4 protein-coding genes are annotated in these 4,822 nt (G+C 48.6%); all 4 read right to left on the reverse strand.

What is annotated here, in order from left to right:
- The coding region (locus Q0620_RS00005; RefSeq protein ID WP_298782564.1) for a hypothetical protein at window positions 1-533 on the reverse strand (533 nt) is incomplete at its 3' end.
- A gap of 161 nt (window positions 534-694) precedes the next feature.
- Entirely contained in the window at window positions 695-2,410 is a 1,716-nt protein-coding gene (locus tag Q0620_RS00010) for a hypothetical protein (protein WP_298782566.1), read from the reverse strand.
- Window positions 2,394-3,515 (reverse strand): DNA adenine methylase, encoded by a 1,122-nt coding sequence (locus Q0620_RS00015; protein ID WP_298782568.1) that lies wholly within the window; start codon window positions 3,513-3,515, stop codon window positions 2,394-2,396. The genes Q0620_RS00010 and Q0620_RS00015 overlap by 17 nt, the downstream gene beginning before the upstream one ends.
- The coding region (trpD, locus tag Q0620_RS00020) for an anthranilate phosphoribosyltransferase (RefSeq protein WP_298782570.1) at window positions 3,516-4,822 on the reverse strand (1,307 nt) is incomplete at its 5' end. It abuts the gene before it with no gap.

Consider the following 4,822-nt stretch of genomic DNA (forward strand, 5'->3'; position numbering starts at 1 on the left):
ATTTTATTTTTAAAAGTTACTACCAAAGATAAAAGGATTATCCACGTAAACGCGACAAAAAATGTTGAAATTTTACCTTTTTCCGTCATTTTTAAAGTGGATGGCCCAAAGGTGCGTTTTATTGCAATTATTTCGGATAAATTTATAGAGTATAGGGTCACTCTCTTTTTCTCGGAATAACATTCGATAACTGAATTTTTAAATTTTATATAGCAGGTGCCAAATTTACCAGGAAGTTCTAGCCAGCGTTTAATGGATCTTGGCGAGTCTTGCCTTGTTCCAAAATCTATGAAATTAAGAAAATACAGAAATGGCGAATAAAATTTAATCATCTCTATCGAGTTATCTTTTATGGTTATCGGCTCTTTGTCGTAATCTCTAGCTTGAGTTTTAAAATTTTGCGAGGGCGTATCAGTGGTGCAAGAGAAATCGCTTTGCGATTTTTGTTCAACGACATTCGTAAAATTTTGCTCGCTGGCATTTATAGAATTTTGCCTGCCATCGCTCGTAAATTTTAGCCCGCCGCCCGCCAAATTTCACTTATCGCAATTTTTATTTTGTAAGAAATCCTTTATATTTTCATCATACCGCGTTTTGCTTATGCCAAACCTAGCAATTTCGTCATTACGCATTTGGTTCCTCCTTATACGCGCTTGATTTAGATATAACTATCGCGCGAGTTTGCACACGGAGATCAGCCTTGCGCATTTTTTAAAATTTGCAAAATTTCACTTATCTTTTGCGGATCTTTGATGCCTCGCGCGTCCTCCACCCGGCTGTTTAGATCGATAGCGTAGGGGCGCAGCGCGAGTGCTTCAAGGATATTTTGCGCGCCGATGCCGCCTGCAAGAATAAAAGAGATCGCGCCGCCTTTGGAAGCAGTGCTACACTTATCCGCACTATCATCCTTTGCGGCACCCGACTTGCCCACCTCACCGCCGTCATTCGTAATATTTGGCGCGCCCGCCTCATAGTCGTTTGCACCTTGATTATTGACGCCTTCGCTTGTGGGTCTTACACCACTCAGCCGAGCGGTAGCACACGCACTAAATTTGCACTCATCGTCATTTTTTTCGGCGCGACGATCGGCGTTTGTTTCTTGTTTCGTATTGCTCGATCGAACAATATCATGTGTGCGTTCGCTCGCTTCATTGCTATTAGAGGCACAGCACACGTCGCTTACCCTCTTGAGCTTCAAATTTCCGTTTTCGCTATGCTCCGTGCAAGAATTGCCGCAGCTGCCGTTTTTATCGCGCTTTAAATTCCCCTCGCTATATCTGTTACAGATCGTGCTATGTTTAATATGGCTCCTTGTGTCGCCAGCGCCTTGCATTGTGCCTGCTACGTAGTATTTTTCGTTACTTGTTACGTTATTTTGCGTATCGCATCGCCCGCTAGCAGGGTCGTATTTTGTGCCGTCCATAATTTGAACTGTGTTGCCCGCGCAGTTTTTTTCATCGCTCGTTGCGCCGTCTCGTCTTTCGTAGCTAAGCCCTACACGTCGCAACAGATCCCAGTCGAAGCTCACGCCGTTGCCGCCCAAGCTCGCTCCTTTGGCGTCGAATAAGATCCGATCGCAGCTCAAACCCTCAAGCGGCGGCATTTCGGCGCCAATGCTTAGCACCTGCCACGCCTCGATGCCTGCTGCGTTGAGGCGCGCTTTGAAATCCGCGCTTATGTGTCCATAAATCTGAGCGCAGTCTAGCTCGCAAAGGCTGCAAATTTTTAAAATTTGCTCCTCGTATAAAGCTTCCGCGTCTAAAATTTCAAAATTTAGATCTTTTACAGAAGCAGACGCGGTGCGGCTTGCGTTTAAATTTACGCTCAAATCCTCGCGCTCGTTTTCATAAAATTCTAAGCCGCTATTGCTGCCGCAAGTTTTGCCGCTAAAATTTTTACATTCGCACGAGGCGACGCTGTGTTTTTCGGAGCTCAAAGCAAAAACTCCGACGCACTTTGCGCCGTTTTCGTGCGCGATGCGTGCGATCTCGCGCCCTGTCTCTATACTCACGCGGCGCTTGGAGCTTGATACGAATATCACGCCTAAAAACTCCACGCGCACGCCCGAGCCATCGCCCAGATTTCGCGAACTGCCGCCGAAATTTTTATCGCAATCGGAATTTTGCTCGGACGTAAAATTTGCATGATTTTGTGCGCGGCATGCGGAATTCTCGCCGCCTTGATTAAAATCTCGCGTAGCATTCTTGGCATCCAAATTAAAATTCCGCCCAGAATTTTCGCCGCAAAAATTAGAATTTTTTATCGAGCTCTCGCTACCCGATTGCGGTAAATTTTTGGCGCCGTCCGCGCGCTCTAAATTTACACATAAAGCCGAGCTGCACGCCAGCACGGCGTGGGCTTCGGCGGCGCTTTTGATGCCGCAAATTTTGATCTTACTTCTGTACGACATATAAAAATTCCGTCACGTAAAGCTCGCGCGCGTTTAAATTTCTGCTCGCGCGGTAGGTCGGATAGCGGATCTCTATCGTGCGCACAGAGCCGATGTGTGCAAGGTTTTTTAAAAATTCCGCCTTCGAGATAAAGCCCTCGGAATTAAAAGAGATTATTAAAAATTTCGCCGGAAAATCCGCCAGCAGCGCAAAAAATTCCTCAGCAGCACTTGATTTTTTATTATACGCCGAGCGATTCCAGTCTGAGGGGATTCCAGAGACCTTGCTAAGCCCTGCAGCATTTGGGCGCTTGCCCTCATTTATAAAATCCGTGATCAAATTTAGCATGAAATAGTTCGAGCCGTAGGGGTGCTGATTGTAGGGCGGATCAAAATACGCGACGTCAAGCTGCGAAAAGCGCTCGCGCGCACTCTGTGCAAAGCGCGCGGCGTCCTCTTGAAAGACCGCGCTTTCGCAGGCGAAATTTGAAAGCACGGGCAGGCGTAGGGAAATTTCGCCCATTATGCGAGCTAGCGCGTTTTCGCCGCTACCGCCGAACTTGCCCACGCCCGCTTTATCCTTGTAAAAGCCCTTAAAAACGCCGCCCGTGTTTGAGTGGATGCTCGCCTCGCTAAGCAGCGGCGCGGTGAAAAAATCGCGAAATTTTTGTGGGATTTTACCGATCTGCTCGCAAAGCCCGCCCAAAATCAGGGCGTTTCGGCGCGTGTAAAAAGCGCGCTCGCCCACTTTAATATTCTCATCGTCTTTCGGCGCGTACAGCTCGCTAAAAAAGCTCTCCTTCGGCGTGAAATTTCTTAAAATTTCAGCGTGCAACTCGCTCAAGCCTCGCCACAGCTCGTCGCTAAAATTTGAAAGGTAGCAGGAGTTTATCGCGCGCGAGTAGCCCTCTAGGTCATTTGCGATAACGAGGTTTGAGTGCGCTTTAGCCAGGCGCGCGACGATGCCGCTGCCGCTAAAGACATCTGCGAAGCTGACCTTGCCCCGTCCAAGCTCCGCCTTAATCTCGCAGATCGCCCGCTCTATCGGCGCTAGCAGTGAGCGCTTGTTGCCCAGATAGCTGATGAGCTGCTCGCTTAAAAACTCCCTCTTTTCGCCGCTAGCCATCTAAGCTCTCGCTCCTACGTAGTTTTCGTAAAATTTCCACGTTTTGCCTGATCTGATCGCCTCTAAAATGAGCGGCTTAGCCTCCGCAGGACTTGCTACGACATCGGCGCAGTATAGCGCAAACATCGCGTTTAGCACGACGATATCAAATTTCGGCCCGCCAAGCTCGCCTTTTAAAATTTGCTTTAAAGTTTCGGCATTAGCCTCGCCATCGCCGCCTTCTATATCGCCGTGAAATGCGCGTTTAAAGCCGAACTGCTCGGGATTTACGCGGTATTCTAAAATTTTGCCATCCTTGACCTCGTGGATTAGCGTTTCGTCACATAGGCTGATCTCGTCCATGCCGTCCATGCCGTGCACCACCAGAGCGTGCTTGCGCCCCAAAATCATCAGCGTTTCGGCGATGAGCCCGTTTACTTCCTCCAGATAATTGCCCACGATCTGATTGCTTAGGCTTAAATTCGGATTTAGCAGCGGCCCCATTATATTAAAGACGGTGCCGATTTTTAGGCGGTTTCGCACCTCTTTTACCTCGGCGGTGATCTTGTGAAAAAACGGCGCGTGAAAAAATGCCAGCCCCGTGCGATCTAGCAGTGCCCTAATCTGCGCAAGATCGCTAAGTAGCGGCACGCCCAAAGCGTCCAGCGCATCGGAGCTGCCCGATCTGCTGGTGATCGCGCGGTTGCCATGCTTGGCGACGCGCACGCCGAAGCTTGCCGCGATAAATGCCACGGTCGTGGAGATATTGATCGTCTTTAGCCTATCGCCGCCCGTGCCCACGATGTCAAACATCGGGCTCGGATCGTCGTAGGTGATCGAGTATTTTAAGATACTGCGCACGAGCGCCGTAAGGCTGCTTGGATAGAGCGATTTTTCGCTGATTAGCACGAGCAGCCCCGCAAGCTGCACGATGTCGTAATCCTGCTCGTAAAGCGCCTTGCAAATGACCGCGTAATCATCGCTGTCTAGCGGGAAGCCCTTTTGTAGTTTCAACATAAACGGGGCGAAATTTACCACGAGTTTCTCCTTTAAAATTATCTTTTTGCCGTAATTGATGAAATTTTCGATGATCTTTTTGCCGTATTGAGTAAAAAAGCTCTCGGGATGAAATTGAATGCCGAAAACCGGCTTACTTCGGTGCTTCATCGCCATTATAACGCCGTCATTTTCGCTCTTTGCTAAAATTTCAAACTCGCGCGGCAGCGTAGCTTCGTCCACATAAAGCGAGTGGTAGCGCATCACTTCAAATTTACGCGGCAGCCCGCTAAAAAGCACACCGTCACTAAAATTTCGATCGCCGAGCTCTT

This window comes from uncultured Campylobacter sp. (assembly GCF_938017615.1).
In the GTDB taxonomy this organism is placed as follows: domain Bacteria; phylum Campylobacterota; class Campylobacteria; order Campylobacterales; family Campylobacteraceae; genus Campylobacter_B.

Coding starts and splice junctions, on each gene's coding strand:
- Q0620_RS00010 (WP_298782566.1), bottom strand. CDS start 2,410: ATGTCGTACAGAAGTAAGATCAAAATTTGCGGCATCAAAAGCGCCGCC.
- Q0620_RS00015 (WP_298782568.1), bottom strand. CDS start 3,515: ATGGCTAGCGGCGAAAAGAGGGAGTTTTTAAGCGAGCAGCTCATCAGC.